Origin of the sequence: Mesorhizobium sp. M1163, from assembly GCF_040318415.1 — a bacterium.
In the GTDB taxonomy this organism is placed as follows: domain Bacteria; phylum Pseudomonadota; class Alphaproteobacteria; order Rhizobiales; family Rhizobiaceae; genus Mesorhizobium.
Genome location: NZ_JAMYMF010000002.1, coordinates 105,400 through 122,752, shown reverse-complemented (window position 1 = coordinate 122,752; position 17,353 = coordinate 105,400). Strand labels below are relative to the sequence as shown.

The 17,353-nt window shown below is 63.8% G+C and carries 16 protein-coding genes; 10 read left to right on the top strand and 6 right to left on the bottom strand.

The window, feature by feature from the left end; translation table 11 throughout:
- Positions 1–35 precede the first annotated feature (35 nt).
- Together ftsZ and NKH43_RS02675 are read right to left on the bottom strand one after the other, a co-directional pair.
- Positions 36–1,043, bottom strand: coding sequence for a cell division protein FtsZ (gene ftsZ, locus NKH43_RS02680; RefSeq protein WP_023720665.1), 1,008 nt, complete (start codon positions 1,041–1,043; stop codon positions 36–38).
- A gap of 210 nt (positions 1,044–1,253) precedes the next feature.
- On the bottom strand, positions 1,254–2,372 hold the full coding sequence (locus tag NKH43_RS02675) for an NAD(P)/FAD-dependent oxidoreductase (protein ID WP_352856453.1): 1,119 nt from the start codon (positions 2,370–2,372) through the stop codon (positions 1,254–1,256).
- Between the two features lie 142 nt (positions 2,373–2,514).
- On the opposite strand from NKH43_RS02675, the gene NKH43_RS02670 reads away from it, so the two are divergent.
- Positions 2,515–3,891 (top strand): aspartate aminotransferase family protein, encoded by a 1,377-nt coding sequence (locus tag NKH43_RS02670; protein WP_352856451.1) that lies wholly within the window; start codon positions 2,515–2,517, stop codon positions 3,889–3,891.
- A gap of 5 nt (positions 3,892–3,896) precedes the next feature.
- On the opposite strand, the gene NKH43_RS02665 is transcribed toward NKH43_RS02670, so the two are convergent.
- The 4 genes from NKH43_RS02665 to NKH43_RS02650 all read right to left on the bottom strand — a co-directional run bounded on the left by NKH43_RS02665 (position 3,897) and on the right by NKH43_RS02650 (position 8,557).
- Complete coding sequence (locus NKH43_RS02665) at positions 3,897–4,997, bottom strand: alcohol dehydrogenase family protein (protein WP_352856449.1); 1,101 nt, start codon at positions 4,995–4,997, stop codon at positions 3,897–3,899.
- Between the two features lie 32 nt (positions 4,998–5,029).
- Positions 5,030–6,409 carry an aspartate aminotransferase family protein gene (locus NKH43_RS02660; RefSeq protein WP_352494465.1) on the bottom strand — a complete coding sequence of 460 codons (1,380 nt, stop codon included), beginning with the start codon at positions 6,407–6,409 and terminating at the stop codon, positions 5,030–5,032.
- A gap of 35 nt (positions 6,410–6,444) precedes the next feature.
- Positions 6,445–7,938, bottom strand: a complete 1,494-nt coding sequence (locus NKH43_RS02655) for an NAD-dependent succinate-semialdehyde dehydrogenase (RefSeq protein ID WP_352856447.1) — start codon at positions 7,936–7,938, stop codon at positions 6,445–6,447.
- 127 nt (positions 7,939–8,065) lie between these two features.
- A complete protein-coding gene (locus NKH43_RS02650) occupies positions 8,066–8,557 on the bottom strand; it encodes an Lrp/AsnC family transcriptional regulator (RefSeq protein ID WP_352856445.1) in 492 nt (163 codons plus the stop codon).
- Positions 8,558–8,639: 82 nt separating this feature from the next.
- On the opposite strand from NKH43_RS02650, the gene ehuR reads away from it, so the two are divergent.
- The 9 genes from ehuR (at position 8,640) to doeA (ending at position 17,351) form a co-directional block, all read left to right on the top strand.
- The gene (gene ehuR / locus NKH43_RS02645; protein WP_352856443.1) at positions 8,640–10,025 is read left to right on the top strand and encodes a MocR-like ectoine utilization transcription factor EhuR; all 1,386 of its coding nucleotides are present in this window, start codon (positions 8,640–8,642) and stop codon (positions 10,023–10,025) included.
- 122 nt (positions 10,026–10,147) lie between these two features.
- Positions 10,148–10,933 carry an ectoine/hydroxyectoine ABC transporter ATP-binding protein EhuA gene (ehuA, locus tag NKH43_RS02640; RefSeq protein ID WP_352856441.1) on the top strand — a complete coding sequence of 262 codons (786 nt, stop codon included), beginning with the start codon at positions 10,148–10,150 and terminating at the stop codon, positions 10,931–10,933.
- Positions 10,934–10,998: 65 nt separating this feature from the next.
- Positions 10,999–11,850 carry an ectoine/hydroxyectoine ABC transporter substrate-binding protein EhuB gene (gene ehuB, locus NKH43_RS02635; RefSeq protein ID WP_023720655.1) on the top strand — a complete coding sequence of 284 codons (852 nt, stop codon included), beginning with the start codon at positions 10,999–11,001 and terminating at the stop codon, positions 11,848–11,850.
- Positions 11,851–12,036: 186 nt separating this feature from the next.
- Complete coding sequence (gene ehuC, locus NKH43_RS02630; protein WP_352856439.1) at positions 12,037–12,696, top strand: ectoine/hydroxyectoine ABC transporter permease subunit EhuC; 660 nt, start codon at positions 12,037–12,039, stop codon at positions 12,694–12,696.
- Positions 12,697–12,712: 16 nt separating this feature from the next.
- Positions 12,713–13,372, top strand: a complete 660-nt coding sequence (gene ehuD / locus NKH43_RS02625) for an ectoine/hydroxyectoine ABC transporter permease subunit EhuD (RefSeq protein ID WP_352856437.1) — start codon at positions 12,713–12,715, stop codon at positions 13,370–13,372.
- Complete coding sequence (gene eutA / locus NKH43_RS02620) at positions 13,369–14,142, top strand: ectoine utilization protein EutA (RefSeq protein WP_352856435.1); 774 nt, start codon at positions 13,369–13,371, stop codon at positions 14,140–14,142. Before ehuD ends, eutA begins: the two co-directional genes overlap by 4 nt.
- A gap of 10 nt (positions 14,143–14,152) precedes the next feature.
- Positions 14,153–15,145, top strand: coding sequence for a hydroxyectoine utilization dehydratase EutB (gene eutB / locus NKH43_RS02615; protein ID WP_352484024.1), 993 nt, complete (start codon positions 14,153–14,155; stop codon positions 15,143–15,145).
- Entirely contained in the window at positions 15,142–16,134 is a 993-nt protein-coding gene (locus NKH43_RS02610) for a cyclodeaminase (protein ID WP_352484023.1), read from the top strand. Before eutB ends, NKH43_RS02610 begins: the two co-directional genes overlap by 4 nt.
- Positions 16,135–16,172: 38 nt before the next feature.
- Positions 16,173–17,351 (top strand): ectoine hydrolase DoeA, encoded by a 1,179-nt coding sequence (doeA, locus tag NKH43_RS02605; RefSeq protein ID WP_352484022.1) that lies wholly within the window; start codon positions 16,173–16,175, stop codon positions 17,349–17,351.
- The last annotated feature ends 2 nt before the right edge of the window (positions 17,352–17,353 follow it).

Sequence of the window (17,353 nt, the reverse complement as noted above, 5' to 3'; positions counted from 1 at the left end):
GGCAATTGGCTGAGCGAGCCGCACGCGATACGCGTTCAGTTCATTCGAACTTCCGGTTCCGCCAGCAGTGGAATCTCCAGGCCACGCCGCAAGCCGGTGGCGACGACCGACACCCTGAATTTTCCGGCGAGTGCCTTGTCGAAGATGGCGCCGACGATGATGTCGGCATCGTTGTCGACCTCCTCGCGGATGCGGGTAGCCGCTTCATCGACCTCGAACAGCGTCATGTCCATGCCGCCCGATATCGAGACAAGGACGCCCTTGGCGCCCATCATCGAAGCTTCGTCGAGCAGCGGGTTGGCGATTGCCGCTTCCGCCGCCTTCTTGGCACGGCCTTCTCCGGCGGCCTCGCCGGTTCCCATCATGGCGCGGCCCATGTCGCGCATCACCGACTTCACATCGGCGAAGTCGAGATTGATCAGCCCTTCCTTGACGATCAGATCGGTGATGCAGCCGACACCTGCATAGAGAACCCGGTCGGCCATGGCGAATGCGTCGGCGAACGTGGTTCTGGCGTCGGCGATCCTGAACAGGTTCTGGTTGGGGATGACGATGACGGTATCGGCGCTTTCGCGCAGGCGCTCGATGCCGTCATCGGCAGCGTGCATGCGGCGCCTGCCTTCGAAGACGAATGGCTTGGTGACGACGGCGACGGTCAGTATTCCAGCTGCCCGCGCTGCCTGCGCTATAACAGGCGCGGCACCTGTTCCGGTTCCACCTCCCATGCCGGCGGTCACGAAGCACATATGCGTTCCAGCAAGGTGATCCATGATCTCGTCGATGGATTCCACGGCCGCGGCACGGCCGACCTCGGGCAGGGACCCGGCGCCCAGACCTTCGGTGATATGAGCGCCCAACTGGATCAGCCTCGTTGCCTTCGACATGGCAAGGGCCTGGGCATCGGTGTTGGCGACGATGAATTCCGCGCCCTGCAGGCCTTCGGCGATCATGTTGTTGACGGCGTTGCCGCCGCCGCCGCCGACCCCGACGACGGTGATCTTGGGCCTCATCTCCGAGATTACCGGCCTCGTCGCGGTGTTCATTGCCGTTCTCCCTGGATACGCCGAGTGGTCGCTGGAAGCTTGTCCCGGGCGCACTGCGAAAACTTTGAACCGGGCAGTGCGAATCAGAACAGCCCAGAATGCAGGGAATCAGAGCGCGGAGCGGGCTGCAAGTGCGCGATGTGCCTCTTAGGCGACTTGCGCCTGAAAGTTCACGCATTGCGCCTCAGATCGTGGCGCGGGCGCCGCACGCTACAACTTCGGCGCGAGGCGCTGCGCGACATGATCGGCAATCGCCAGGCAGGAGGTCAGGCCGGGGCTTTCGATGCCGAACAGGTTGAGCAGGCTGTCCACGCCATGCACCGCCACGTCCTGGATGACGAAGTCGGCATTGGCCTCACCGGGACCGGACAGTTTTGGCCGGATGCCGCTATAGGCGGGCTGCAGGCTGCCATCGGCCAGGTCCGGCCAGTATTTGCGGATCTCGCTGTAGAAGCGCTCGCCACGAGCTGGATCGACGCGATAGTCGAGTTGATCAGTCCATTCGACGTCCGGCCCGAAGCGGGTGACGCCGTCGAGATCGAGCGTCAGATGAACACCGAGTCCGCCTGGTTCGGGTACTGGATAGATCAGCCGCGAGAAGGGCGCCCGGCCGGCCACCGAAAAATAATTGCCTTTGGCGTAATGGAGCTTTGGCACGAACTGCTGATCTAGCCCTTCAAGCGAGCGGGCAAGCGCTACGGCGCTAAGCCCGGTCGCATTTACGAAGCGTGTGGTAGCGATCTCGAAGCGCTCGCCGCCGGTAGCGTCCACCGTGTCGAGCACGACGCGGCCCGCTTCGATGCGGCCGGCGGCGACGCGGGTGTTGAGGCTGAGTGCCGCCCCGTGCTCCTCGGCATCAGCCAGCAAGGCAAGCATCAGGGCATGGCTGTCGACGATCCCGGTGGCCGGCGACAGCAGCGCCGCCGTGCACTTGAGGCTGGGCTCCAGCGCATGTGCCTCGGCTTCGCTCAAGGGCGCCAAGTCGCCGGCGCCGCAAGCGCGCGCATTGGCCCGGATCGAGGCGAGCACCGGCTCCTGTTCGGCATTTGTGGCGACGATGAGCTTGCCGCAGCGCAAATGCGGGATCGCACGCTCGTCGCAGTAGCGATAGAGCTTTTCCCGGCCCGCCACGCAGAACCGGGCTTTCAGCGATCCAACTGGATAGTGGAGGCCGGCGTGGATGACCTCGGAATTGCGCGAACTTGTTCCGGTGCCGATGGCGCTCTCGGCTTCCAGCACCAGCGTGTCGATGCCGCGCTTCGCCATCTCTCGCGCGATCGCCAGGCCAACGACGCCGGCGCCGACGACAATGCAGTCGATTTGGTCCACGATCAGGTCAAGCCGAAGTTCTGCATGCGTCCATCCATCCGCTGGCCCTGTCGAAAGCGCTTGACACTATATCGTTCGAGAAAGATGCATCAAACCGCATAATGCACGGGGCCTGCCGATGCGGACCCACACAGGAGCCATCATGGACGCACGACCGAACTCCCCCGAAGCCCGCGACATAAGCTTTCACATGCATGGCTACACCAACGCCCGCAAGCATCAGGAGGCAGGGCCGCTCGTCATCGAGAAGGGCGACGGCATCTATGTCGAGGACCTCGCCGGCAACCGCTATATCGAGGCGATGGCCGGGCTTTGGAGCGTCGCGGTCGGTTTTTCGGAGAGGCGGCTGGTCGATGCGGCGGTACGGCAAATGTCGAAGCTGCCTTACTATCACGACTTCGGCTCCAAATCGCATTCACCGCTGATCGATCTTGCCGAGAGACTGGTGCAGATGGCGCCGGTGCCGATGAGCAAGGCGTATTTCACCAATTCCGGCTCCGAGGCCAACGATACGGCCATGAAGATGATCTGGTACCGGTCGAATGCGCTCGGCCAGCCGGCGCGCAAGAAGATCGTCAGCCGCAAGAAGGGCTATCACGGCGTCACCATTGCCTCGGCGAGCCTGACCGGACTGCCCAACAACCACATCTCGTTCGATCTGCCGATCGCCAATGTGCTGCATACCTCGACACCGCACCATTGGCGCGAGGCGCTGCCGGGTGAAAACGAAGAGCAGTTTTCGAGCGGGCTCGCCGACGAGCTGGAAAAGCTGATCCTGGCCGAAGGACCGGAAACCATCGCCGCCTTCTTCGGCGAACCGATCATGGGTGCTGGCGGCGTCATTGTTCCGCCTTCCGGCTACTGGGAAAAGATCCAGGCGGTGCTGTCGAGATACGACATCCTGCTGGTCGCCGACGAGGTGATCTGCGGCTTCGGCAGGACAGGTGAGATGTTCGGCTCGCAGACCTTCGGCATCAGGCCCGACATCATGGTGCTGTCGAAACAGATCTCTTCGTCCTATCTGCCGATCTCGGCCTTGCTGATCAACGACAAGGTGTTCCAGCCGATTGCCGACGAAAGCAATCGTATCGGCACCTTCGGCCACGGCTTCACCGGCGGCGGCCATCCTGTTGCGGCAGCGGTCGCGCTCGAGAACCTGAAGCTGATCGAGGAGCGCGACCTTGTCGGCAATGCGCGTGCGGTCGGCGCGCATATGCAGAAGCGGCTGCGCACGCTCGCTTCGCACCCGCTTGTCGGCGAGGTGCGCGGCATCGGCCTGATCGCGGCGGTCGAACTGGTCGGCGACAAGGCGAACAAGGCGCCGTGGGGGAAGACCGGTGAACTGGGCGGGCTCGTCAACGGCTTCATGCAGCAGAACGGCGTCATCTCGCGCAATATGGGCGATGCGCTTGCTTTCTGCCCGCCGCTGATCATCACCGAGCCGCAGGTCGACCAGGTGATCGACGCGTTTGAAAGATCGCTCGAGGCTGCCGTCAAGCAGGTCCGATCGCCAAGCTGATCGCGCTATTTAGCGATGCCGACCGCATCCGGCACGACGACCAGCTTGCCAACGAAACCCTTGGCGATGAAATCGGCTTGGGCGCGATGGAAATCGGACAGCTTGTAGACGCCGCCGACCAGCGGCCGGATCTTCTTCTCCTCGATGTAGCGCACGATGCGGCGGAAATCCGCCCGTGTGCCCTGGCTCGAGCCATGCAGTTGCAGCTGTTTCAGATACATGGTGCGCAGATCTAGCTGCACGACGGGGCCGGCAATTGCACCAGCCGTGGTATAGCGGCCTTCCGGCCTCAAGATGCGCAGGAGGTCGTTGAAGATCGTGCCGCCGACCAGATCGGCGACGACGTCGATCGGCTGGCCCCCGGTCGCCGCGCGAACGGCGGCCGGCAGATCGGCAACGCCACGGGTGATCACCGCCTCGGCGCCGATGTCACGCACGGCCTGTTCCTTGCCCTTGCCGGCAATTGCATAGGGAATGGCGCCGCGCGCCCGCGCCAGCTGCACGATGCCGGAGCCGACGCCGCCCGAGGCGCCGGTGACCAGCACACGCTCGCCGGCTTTCAACGCGGCGCGTTCCAGCATCTGCTCGCCGGTGAGATAGGCGCAGCAGAAAGTGGCGAGCTCGACATCGCTAAGATCGGTGTCGACGACATGGGCGTTCTCGGCAGGCACTGTCTGGTATTCGGCATAGCCGCCGTCGCGGCCATGGCCCATATAGTCGATGTCGGCCAATGAATCGTCGTCGCGATTGTAGATAGAGAAATCGACCATCACCCGCTCGCCGATGCGGGCCCGCGACACGCCGTCGCCGACGGCAACGATGTTGCCGACCGTGTCGGTGCCCTGGATGCGCGGGAAGGTCAGCGTATTGCCCTGTCGACGCCAGGTCGACACAGCGGCGGCATCCTCCTCAGTGCCATACGCGCCCTGTCGCACCCAGACATCGGTGTTGTTCATACCGCAAGCGGTGACCTTGACCAGCACCTCACCCGGGGCGGGCGAGGGTACTTTGACGTCGGTGCGGTAGACGAGCTTTTCCGGTCCGCCGTGCCCGATCAACTGCACGGCGGCCATGGTGGCGGGGATGGTCTTGGTCATGGCATTCATGTCGGTTCTTCAGATGTTGGCATGTCGGTTCTTCAGATGTTGGCAAACACGCTCTTCACCGCATCGGCCGTCTTGGAGACGACGATGTCTGCCTCTTCCCGCGTCAGGCAGAGCGGCGGCGCAAAACCGAGAATGTCGCCCTGCGGCATGGCGCGGCCGATGACGCCGCTTGCCGCAAGCGCGGTCGCGATCTGCGGACCGATCTTCTGCGAGGCATCGAAGAACACGCGATCGTTCTTGTCGGCGACGAACTCGATTGCCGCCAGCATGCCGTCGCCGCGCACCTCGCCGACGTTTTTGTGGCCACCGACGGCTTTCGTCAGCTCGGCGCGGAAATAGGCGCCGGTCTCGCCGGCGTTCCGTACCAGGTCCATCTCGTCGATCAGTTCCAGGTTGGCGACGCCGGCGGCGACGCAGATCGGATGCGCCGAATAGGTCCAGCCATGGCCGAGCGAGCCGAGCTTGTCGGAACCCTGCACCAGCACCTGCCAGACCTTGTCGGAGACGATGACTCCGGAGAGCGGCGCATAGGCCGAGGTCAGGCCTTTGGCGATGGTAATCAGGTCGGGCTTGATGCCGTAATGGTCGGAGCCGAACATGGTGCCCAGCCGGCCGAAGCCGGTGACGACCTCGTCGGCAACCAGCAGCACGTCGTACTTCTTCAGCACCGCCTGGATCTTCTCCCAGTAGCCGGCCGGCGGCGGCACGATGCCGCCGGTGCCGAGGATCGGCTCGCCGATGAAGGCGGCGACCGTTTCCGGCCCTTCGGCCAGGATCATCTCCTCGAGCTTGTCGGCGCAGTATTGCGAAAACTGCTCCTCGCTCAGCGAGCGGTCGGCGCGGCGGAAATAGTAGGGCGCCTCGGTGTGCAGGACCGGCGCACGCGGCAGGTCGAAGGCGTTGTGGAAAAGGTCGAGGCCGGTCAGCGATCCGGTCATGATGCCGGAGCCGTGATAACCGCGCCAGCGCGAGATGATCTTCTTCTTCTCGGGCCGGCCGAGCACGTTGTTGTAGTACCAGATCAGCTTGATGTTGGTTTCGTTGGCGTCGGAACCGGAGAGCCCGAAATAGACCCTCGACATGCCTTGCGGCGCGCGGTCGATGATCATCTTGGAAAGCGTGATCGATGCCTCGGTGCCGTGGCCGACATAGGCATGGTAATAGGCGAGGTTCTTGGCCTGTGCGGCGATGGCGTCGGCGATCTTCTGGCGGCCATAGCCGACATTGACGCAGTAGAGCCCGGCGAAGGCGTCGATGCTCTTCTTACCGGTATTGTCCCAGATGGTGACGCCTTCGCCACCGGCAATCACACGCGTCGGGCTCTCGCCACGCGCATGGGTGCCCATATGGGTCGAGGGATGGAAGAAGTGATCGCGATCCCAGGCGGCGAGTTCGTTTGACTGGTCGAGCATTTTTTTACTCCTGAGAAAAATGTGTCGGGCGCGGCTCACGCAACGTCGAGGCAGAGATATTTGAGATCGGTAAAGGCTTCGAGCCCGTGACGCGAGCCCTCGCGGCCGATGCCGGACTGCTTGACGCCGCCGAAGGGGATCGGCGCGCCGGTGATCTTGACGCGGTTGATGGCGACCATGCCATAGTCGAGCGCGCGACCCATGCGCAATTGCCTGCCGCCATTCTCAGTCACGACATAGGCAACCAGGCCGTATTCGGTGGCGTTGGCGCGGGCGATGACCTCGTCCTCGCTGTCGAAAGGCGTCACTGCCGCAACCGGACCGAAGGTCTCCTCGCGCATGATCAAAGCGTCGTCTCCAACGTCGGCAAGCACGGTCGGCTGGTAAAACAGCGGCCCGGCCGGATGGCGCTTGCCGCCGGTCAGGCAGCGCGCGCCTTTGGCGAGCGCATCGGCCACCTGCTCCTCGACCTTCTTGGCGGCGCGTTCATGCATCAAGGGTCCGATTTCGGTGTCGTCAGCCAGGCCATTGCCGGCCCGCAATGCCTGGACGCGTTTGGCGAAAGCAGCGCAGAACCGATCGTATAGCGGACGCTGGACATAGATGCGGTTGGCGGCGAGGCAGTCCTGGCCGGAGGTGGCGAATTTGGCGTCGACCGCGATGGCCACAGCCTTGTCGAAATCGGCGTCGGCGAAGACGATCAGCGGCGCATGACCGCCGAGCTCCATCACCAGACGCTTCATCGTCGGCGCACTCTGCGCGGCGATCAACCTGCCGACCTCGGTCGAGCCGGTGAAGCTCATGGCGCGAACGCGCGGGTCTTCGCACATCCGCCCAACGATGGTCGAAGCCTTGCCGGTGAGGACGTTGAACACGCCAGCCGGCAGGCCGGCACGTTCGCCAAGCTCGGCCAGCGCCAGTGCGGACAGCGGCGTTTCCGAGGAAGGGTGCGCGGCGATGGTACAGCCGGCGGCAAGAGCGGCAGCCGCCTTGCGGGTCAGCATGGCCGCTGGAAAATTCCACGGCGTGACCACGCCGACGACGCCGAGCGGCTCGCGCCGCACCATCATCTCCGCGCCCGGCAGATGACTGGTGACGCTTTCGGCGTTGAGGCGTTTGGTCTCCTCGGCATACCATTCGACAAAAGAGGCGGCGTAGTCTATCTCGCCGAGCGATTCCTTCAGCGGCTTGCCTTGTTCTAGCGTCATCAGCAGCGCCAGGTCATTTTTGGCGGCGATGATCAGATCGAACCATTTTCGCAGTATTTTGGACCGTTCCTGCGGCAGCAATGCGCGCCAGGCAGGAAAGGCGCGCGATGCCGCATCGATCGCCAATGTGGTCTGCCGGGCATCGAGCGCGGCAACGAAGGCGACGGTGGATCCGGTGGCCGGATCGCTCACCTCGAAACTCTCCGCGGTCTCGCTTGCCGTCCAGTGGCCATCGACATAGGCGAGTTCGCGCAGCAGCCGTCGGTCGGCGAGGCGATCAAGCGCTTCATGGCGCTGCGAGCGGGCAAAATGTGCGGACATCATCGGGCTCCCGGTTCGGGTGATGCCGCAAGACTATCTCTGCCGCGCAAACAGAGAGGCTGTTTCGGTGCCTGCACGTAGAGAGATTGTCTCTATTGCATCGCCCGGGCAGACGATCTCTCCTGTATCAGGAAGATGCGGGCAGCAGATCGGCCACTGGCAGCACACTCTCCTCCTTCACCGTCTTGGTGACGATGTAGGTGAAATAGCGGTCTATGCCGATCTCGCGTTCGAGCAGAGTGTCAACCAGCCGCTGATAGGCGTCGATGTCGCGGGCCATCACCTTCAGCAGGTAATCGACGCCGCCACCGACAGACCAGCAGGCGACGATCTCGGGGATGTCGCGGACGACGCGCTCGAAACGGTCGAAATCGGCCTGGCGGTGGCTGGCCAGCGTCACCTCCATCAGCACGGTGGCGACCGGCGCGATGGCACGCATGGCGATCCTGGCGTGATAGCCGGAGACGATGCCGGCCTTTTCCAGCTTGCGCAGCCGCATCCAGCACGGCGTCGGCGACAGGCCGACCTTCTCGGCCAGCGCCAGCTTGGTGATGCGCCCGTCGCGCTGGATGGCGTCGAGGATTTTCAGGTCGATCGGATCGAGTTTCGCTGCAGCCATGATCGTCCACTTCCAGTGCCGGACACCATGATGGCGCATTATTTCGATTGTCAATTGCACTGATTTCGATCTCTAATAAGTCATGACATTATGGCGACCAGATCCCGCTCTTATCCGGCGGCCGGCCTACCAATCGCTCGCCGACCAGTTCGCGCGGGCCATCCATGACGGGCGCCTGGCCAATGGCGCTCGGTTGCCGACACACCGGCAGTTGGCCGACGATCTCCAACTTTCCGTGCAGACGGTCAGCCGCGCCTATGAGGAGCTGATCCGCCGCGGGCTGGTGTCCGGCGAGGTCGGCCGCGGCAGCTTCGTGCAGACGCAGCGCCGCGAGCCGGAGCCGCCCTATTTGCCGGAGCGGCTGGGTGAGGTCATCGACCTCTCTATCCTGAAGCCGGTCTGCGAACCGATGCATCTGGAGCGGCTGAAGCAGGCGCTGGGCTGGCTGGCCGAAAACCTGCCGTCGAGCTCGGCGCTGTCGTTCAGGCCGAACATGGTGTTCCCGCGCCACCGCGCGGTGGGTGTCGAGTGGCTACGCTTCTGCGGCCTCGACGCGTCGCCGCAGAACATCAGCCTGACCAACGGCGCCACCGCAGGGATGACAGTGGCGCTGATGAGCGTGGCGCCGCCCGGTTCGACCGTCGCCACCGAGGCGATCGGCCATCACACACTGATCCCGCTGGCGCGTTATCTCGGTTTCAACCTCGAGGGTTTGCCGATCGACGACAATGGGCTGATCCCGGAAGCGCTGGACGAGGCCTGCCGGCTGTCGGACATCCGCGCGGTGTTCGTGCAGCCCTCGGTGATCAACCCTACGGCGACGCTGATGGACGCCGCCCGGCGCGAACAGATTGCCGCCGTTGCGCGCAGGCATGACATCGCCATTATCGAAAACGACGTCCTCGGCCCGCTGGTCGAGGACCGGCCGCCGCCGGTCGCGGCGTTTGCACCCGAGCGCACGCTCTACGTCACCTCCTTCACCAAGATCGTGGTGCCGGGCCTGCGCATCGGCTATCTCGCGGCACCCGATCGTTATGTCGCCGCGGTTGCCAACCGCCACCTCGTCTCGAACTGGATGGCGACGCCGCTGGTGGCCGAGATCGCCACCAAATGGGTGACCGACGGCACCGCGATGGAACTCGTTCGATGGCAGCGGATGGCTTTGCGGCGGCGTCTGGACATCGCCGCCGAGGCGCTCGCCGGAGTGGACTATCGGGCTCATCGCGACGGGCTGCATGTCTGGCTGCAACTGCCCGATGATCGCGGCGAGGAAGGCTTTGTTTCCCAGGCCCGCCTGCAGGGCGTGGCGATCGCGCCCGGCACGTCGTTTCGCATTTCGCAGATGCCTTGGCATCCAGCCGTGCGGATTTCGCTGGGCTCGACCACGGAGGGGGAACTGCGTGCCGGTCTCGGCGTTGTCACCAAGCTTCTGCTCGGCGATCCCGAGCATCTCCTGCTTGCGATCTAAGCAACAATTGGCGGGGAATTGTGCGGAGTCCGAAATATTGTCATGATATTATTTTCTTGATTGACATGATTTGCCGCGATCCGCATCGTTAAAGGCACAGCTTCTCCAGCACGGGAAATTCATTGTCGGCGCCCATCATCAAGATCGACGGCATTTCGAAAAGCTTCGGCACCTTCAAGGTGCTGGATGGCCTCTCGATGCAAGTCGTGCCCGGCGAGAAGCTGGCGCTGATCGGCCCGTCGGGTTCGGGCAAGACGACGATCCTGCGCATCCTGATGACGCTCGAGCGCATTGACAGCGGCCACATCCAGGTCGACGGCGAGCAGTTGTACCATATGGAGCGCAACGGCCGGCTGCTGACGGCGGATGAACGGCATTTGGCAAAGATGCGCCAGAAGATCGGCATGGTCTTCCAACTGTTCAATCTGTTTCCGCACAAATGCGTCATCGACAATGTGACGCTGGCACCGATGCTGACCAAAGCCATGCCGCGGGCCGCCGCCGAAAAGCGGGCGATGGAGCTGCTCGACATGGTCGGCATGGTCGACAAGGCCAAGGCGATGCCGGCGCAGCTGTCCGGCGGCCAGAAGCAGCGCGTCGCGATTGCCCGGGCGCTGGCGCTGTCGCCGAAGATCATGCTGTTCGACGAGGTCACCTCGGCGCTCGACCCGGAACTCGTCGACGAGGTGCTCAACGTCATGCGCAAGCTCGCCGCCGAGACCGATATGACCATGCTGCTGGTCACCCACGAGATGGGTTTCGCCCATGACTTCGCCGACCGGGTGCTGTTCTTCGATCGCGGCAGAATAGTCGAGGAAGGCAAGCCCGACGAGATTTTCCGCCATCCCAAACAGGAGCGCACGCAAGGTTTCCTGAAGAAGATCATTGCGGCCGGACATCGGGTCTGACTGCCATGCGAGGCAGCGTCGCCTCAAGCAAGCCAAGAAGACAGACAAACAAGGAGTTGGGAACAATGAAGAAATTTGCCATTTTGGCCGGCGTCGCCGGTATTGCGCTGACGGCGGTGCTGGCCGCCTCGACGGCCGGCTCGGCCGATGACAGCAAGCTCGAAGAGCTCAAGGCGCAAGGCTTTGCCCGCGTCGCCATCGCCAACGAGCCGCCCTATACGGCGGTCGCTGCCGACGGCAAGGTTTCGGGTGCGGCGCCTGACGTTGCCCGGGAAATCTTCAAACGCCTTGGCGTCAACGATATCGTCGCCTCGATCTCGGAATATGGCGCCATGATCCCTGGCCTGCAGGCCGGCCGTTTCGACGTCGTCACCGCCGGCCTGTTCATGAAGCCGGAACGTTGTGCTGCGGTCGTGTATTCGGAGCCGGTGCTGTGCGACGCCGAGGCGATGCTGGTGAAGAAGGGCAATCCGAAGGGCTTCAAGAGCTACGAGGATGTCGCCAAGGACACGAGCGCGACGATCGGCGCGCCGGGTGGCGGCACTGAGGAAAAGCTGGCGCTCACCGCAGGTGTACCGCGTGAGCGCGTCATTGTCGTACCGGACGGCCAGAGCGGCGTGAAGATGCTGCAGGACGGCCGCATCGATGCCTATTCGCTGCCCGTGCTGTCAATCAACGACCTGGTCAAGAAAGCCAATGATCCGAACCTCGAAGTCATCGCGCCGGTGGTCGGTGCGCCGGTCTATTGCGATGGCGCGGCCTTCAAGAAGGGCGACGAAGCGCTACGTGATGCCTATGATGTCGAGCTGGCGAAGCTGAAGAAGTCCGGCGAGTTCGCCAAGATCATCGAACCCTACGGCTTCTCGGCGGCGGCGGCGATGTCGACGACGCGCGACAAGCTCTGCTCGGCGAAGTAGGCGCGTTTTCCTTCTCCCCGTTCACGGGGAGAAGGTGGCCCGAAGGGCCGGATGAGGGGCGACGCCAGCTTTTGACAGATTGGCTCTGCCCCTCATCTGCCTGCCGGCATCTTCTCCCCGTGAACGGGGAGAAGGACGCTGAAGTGATCGCCTCGCCAAATATTCAATGCGGAGCCCTTTCGACCAATGACCCAGTGGTCCGGCTATTTCGGCCTGATATTGCAAGGAGCGCTTGTCACCGTCGAGCTGACGCTGATGGGATCGGTGCTGGCCTTGGTCATGGCCTTTCTTGCCGGGCTGGGGCGGCTGTCGCGGTTTTTTGTGCTGCGCGCGTTGGCCACCGCCTATATCGAGTTCTTCCGCGGCACCTCGATTTTCGTGCAGCTGTTCTGGGCCTATTTCGTGCTGCCTTTCGCCGGCATCTCGCTGACGCCGCTGCAGGCCGGCGTGCTGGCGCTGGGCCTGAATGTCGGGGCCTATGCGGCGGAAGTGGTGCGCGGCGCCATCAAGTCGATCGGCCGCGAACAATACGAGGCCTGCACCGCGCTCAACCTCGGCCGCTGGCAAGCCATGCGCCATATCATCCTGCCACAGGCCTTGCTGGTGATGCTGCCGACCTTCGGCAACAACGCCATTGAATTGCTCAAGGCCACCGCCGTCGTCTCGCTGATCTCGCTTGCCGACCTGACCTTCCAGGCGCAGGTGGTGCGCTCGCAAACCGGCAACACGCTGGTGCCGTTCAGCACCATTCTCGTCATCTATTTCGTGCTGGCGCTGCTCATCTCATGGGGCGTGCGGTCGCTGGAACGCCGCATGGCACGCGGGCTGGACGGGGTGCGCGTCTGATGGATCGGGCTCCGTAATGGAATGGGATTGGGATTTTGTCCGGCAGATCCTGCCGACACTGATCCAGGGGGTGAAGATCACCATCCTGGCGACGCTGCTCGGCTCGGTGCTGGCGGCCATTGTTGGGCTGGGCATTGCGCTGGCGCGCCGCTCGCCGAACAGGGCGTTGTCGCGCACGGTCGGCTTCCTTGCCGAGTTCATCCGCGGCACGCCGCTATTGGTGCAGCTCTATTTCATTTTCTACGTGTTGCCGGACGTTGGTATCCTGTTGCCGCCGCTGGTGGCGGGCGTCATCGGCCTTGGGCTGCACTACGGCACCTATACGGCCGAGGTCTACCGCGCCGGCATCGATAATGTGCCGCGCGGCCAATGGGAAGCGGCCAAGGCCTGCAATCTGAACGCCACGCAGACCTGGACGCACATCATCATGCCGCAGGCGATCCCGCCGATGATCCCGGCGCTTGCCAATTATTTCATCGCCATGTTCAAAGAGACGCCGCTGCTGTCGGCGATCACCGTGCTGGAACTGATGAACCAGGCCAAGAGCGTCGCCAATACCTATTATCGGTATATCGAACCGATCACCTTGGTCGGCGCCTTCTTCCTCGCCATCAGCCTGTTCTCGGTGGTGCTGCTGCGCTGGCTGGAACACCGTTATGGGCGGATCGAACGATGAGCGCTGCACCCGATATCCGCCTGCGCTCGGCCCGTCCAGCGCTCGATGCACGTCCGCTGGAAAAGCGGGTCGGCCTGATTATCCTTGCCACCGACCATACGAGCGAACCGGATTTTCACCGCATGGTGGCAAGCGATCATATCGGCGTCTATGTCGCGCGTATTCCCTACGCCAACCCGACGACGCCGGAGAATTTGCGCAAGATGCAGCCGTCACTGACGGCGGGCGCGGCCCTGATCCTTCCTGACGAACCGCTCGATGCGATCTGCTATTCCTGCACCTCGGCCTCCGTCGTGATCGGCGATGCCGAAATCGAGGCGGCGGTGAAGGCCGCGAAACCCGGCGCGCCGGTGGTGACGCCGCCGATGGCCGGAGTGCGCGGCCTGAAGGCGCTGGGCGCCAGGACAATCAGCATCCTCACCCCCTATACGGTCGAGACGAGCCGGCCAATGGCGGCCTATTTCGCGGCACATGGTTTCGAGATCGCCAGCTTCACTTGCCTCGGCTTCGAGGATGACCGCGAGATGGCGCGGATTGCGCCGAAATCCTTGGTCGATCTGGCCCGCGAGGCGACGGCCCCGCAGGCCGACGCGCTGTTCGTGTCCTGCACGGCGCTGCGGTCGGCGCTGGCAGTTGTCGGTATGGAAGAAGCCATCGGCCGTCCCGTCGTCACCAGCAACCAGGCGACAGCCTGGAATTGCCTGCGGCTTTGCGGCGACGACGAGCCACGCCCCGAATTCGGCCGCCTGATGACGCTGCCGTTGAACTGATTGCAGAGCCATGACCACGTCCAGGATAAGCCTCTCCGACATCCGCGCCGCACGCGAGCGCATCGCAGGCAAGGTCGAGCGCACGCCGACCGTCACTTCCCCGAGTCTTTCCCAACACTTGGACGCTCCTGTTTATCTCAAGCTCGAACATCGGCAGACCACCGGCGCCTTCAAGTTGCGCGGTGCCTCGAACGCTATCGCCTCGTTGACAGAAGAGGAGAGCGCGCGCGGCGTCGTCGCGGCCTCGACCGGCAACCATGGCCGGGCGCTTGCCTATGCCGCTCGACTGCAAGGCATCCACGCGACGATTTGCATGTCGCGGCTGGTGCCTGAGAACAAGCTCGAGGAAATCCGTCGGCTCGGCGCCGAGATCCGCATCGTCGGCAACAGCCAGGACGATGCGCAGCGGGAGGTCGAACGGCTGGTCGCGGAAGAGGGGCTGATCATGCTGCCGCCTTTCGATCATCCTGCGGTCGTTGCCGGGCAAGGAACACTTGGGCTGGAGATCATGGAACAAGTTGCGGACGCCGCGCTGGTGTTGGTGCCGCTTTCCGGCGGTGGGCTGGCGGCTGGCGTTGCCGCTGCCGTCAAGGGCGTCAGCCCGGCAACGAGGGTCATCGGCGTTTCGATGGCGCGCGGTGCGGCGATGAAGGCAAGCCTCGACGCCGGGCATCCGGTGTCGGTCGAGGAACTGCCGACGCTGGCCGACTCGCTCGGCGGCGGCATTGGGCTCGACAACCGGCTGACCTTCGCCATGTGCCGTGATCTGCTCGATGATGTGATCCTGCTCAGCGAGGACGAGATCGCCGCCGGCATCCGCCATGCTTATGAGCAGGAGCGCGAGATCGTCGAAGGCGCCGGCGCGGTCGGCATTGCGGCTGTGCTTGCCGGCAAGGTCGGGGCGAACGGCCCGACGGTGCTCGTGCTGTCCGGCCGCAACATCGACATGACACTGCACCGCAAGATCATTTGCGGCGAAGCAATTGCGGAGAGCGCAGCATGAGCCGGATGACGATCCTCACCGAAGCTGAATTGCGCAAGATCGTGAAGCTCGATCTCGATGCCGTCGCCTGTGTCGAGAACGCGTTTCGCGCGCTCGCCACCTTGCCGGTGGCGATGCCGCCGATCCTGCGGCTCGACATTCCCGAGCATCGCGGCGAGGTCGATGTCAAGACCGCCTATGTGCCGGGCATCGACGGTTTTGCGATCAAGATCAGCCCCGGCTTTTTCGATAATCCGAAGCTCGGCCTGCCTAGCGTCAACGGCATGATGGTGCTGCTGTCGGCGAAGACCGGGCTGGTCGAGGCGCTGCTGCTCGACAATGGCTATCTCACCGACATCCGCACGGCGGCGGCCGGCGCGGTCGCCGCCAAACATCTGTCGCGTCCGGACTCCTCCGTTGCCGCAATCTTCGGCGCCGGTGTTCAGGCCGGACTGCAGCTCGAGGCGCTGATGCTGGTGCGGTCGATCACCGAGGCTCGGATCTGGGCAAGGGATGCCGCCAAGGCCGAAGCCGCGGCGGACGCATTGTCCGAAAGACTGGGCATCGCCGTTCACGCCGAGCCGGACGCGGCAAAGGCTGCGGCCGATGCCGACATCATCGTCACCACGACGCCGTCGACCGAGCCGCTGATCAAGGCCGGCTTCGTCTCCGCCGGCCAGCACATCACCGCGATGGGCTCGGACGCGGAGCACAAGAACGAGATCGCGCCGGCGATCCTGCGCATGGCCGACCTCTACGTCGCCGACAGTGCGAAACAGACGCGGCGCCTGGGCGAACTGCACCATGCCATCGTGGCGGGCGTGATGGCGGCCGATGCCGAGATCACCGAGCTTGGCCACATCATCGCCGGCGAAAGGCATGGCCGGCGTTCGGACAGCGACATCACCATTGCCGATCTGACCGGCACCGGCGTGCAGGACACGGCGATCGCCACGCTCGCCCGCGACCGTGCGCGTGCAGCCAAGACCGGTACGATTTTCGAAAGCTGATACCGGCCGCAAGGCCCAACAAACGAGGACCAAGAACAATGCAGCCTAATTTGAAATTCTCGCGCGGCGAATATGCGGAGCGCCTCGCCAAGACGCGGAAGGCGATGGCGGCCAAGGGCGTCGATCTGCTTGTTGTCAGCGATCCGTCCAACATGGCCTGGCTGACCGGCTATGACGGCTGGTCGTTCTACGTACACCAGGCGGTCGTCGTGCCACCGTCGGGCGAGCCGGTGTGGTACGGGCGCGGCCAGGACGCCAACGGCGCCAAGCGCACCGCCTATCTCGCGCACGACAACATCGTCGGCTATGCCGACAACTATGTGCAGTCGACCGAGCGCCATCCGATGGATTTTCTGTCCAGCGTGCTCGCCGATCGCGGCTGGGGCAAGCTCAGCATCGGTGTCGAGATGGACAATTACTGGTTCTCGGCCGCTGCCTTCGCATCGCTGCAGAGGCACTTGCCCAACGCCCGCTTCGTCGATGCCACGGCACTGGTCAACTGGCAGCGCGCGGTGAAGAGCCCGACCGAAATCGACTACATGCGCAAAGCCGCCCGCATCGTCGAAGCGATGCACCAGCGCATCGTCGACAAGATCGAAGTCGGCATGCGCAAATGCGACCTGGTCGCCGAGATCTATGATGCCGGCACGCGCGGCGTCGACGGCATTGGCGGCGACTATCCGGCGATCGTGCCGCTGCTGCCGTCAGGCACTGATGCATCGGCACCGCATCTGACCTGGGACGACAGGCCGATGAAATCGGGCGAGGGCACTTTCTTCGAGATCGCCGGCTGCTACAACCGCTACCATTGTCCGCTGTCGCGCACCGTCTTCCTCGGCAAACCGACGCAGGAATTCCTCGATGCCGAGAAGGCGACGCTGGAAGGCATGGAGGCGGGACTTGCCGCGGCCAAGCCCGGCAACACCTGCGAGGACATCGCCAACGCCTTCTTCGCGGTCCTGAAGAGATACGGCATCGTCAAGGACAACCGTACCGGCTATCCGATCGGGCTTTCCTATCCGCCGGACTGGGGCGAACGCACGATGAGCCTGCGCCCAGGCGACCGCACCGAGCTCAAGCCCGGCATGACCTTCCATTTCATGACCGGCCTGTGGCTGGAGACGATGGGGCTGGAGATCACCGAATCCATCCTGATCACCGAAACGGGCGTCGAGTGCCTGGCCAATGTGCCGCGCAAGCTGGTGGTAAAGAATTGAGC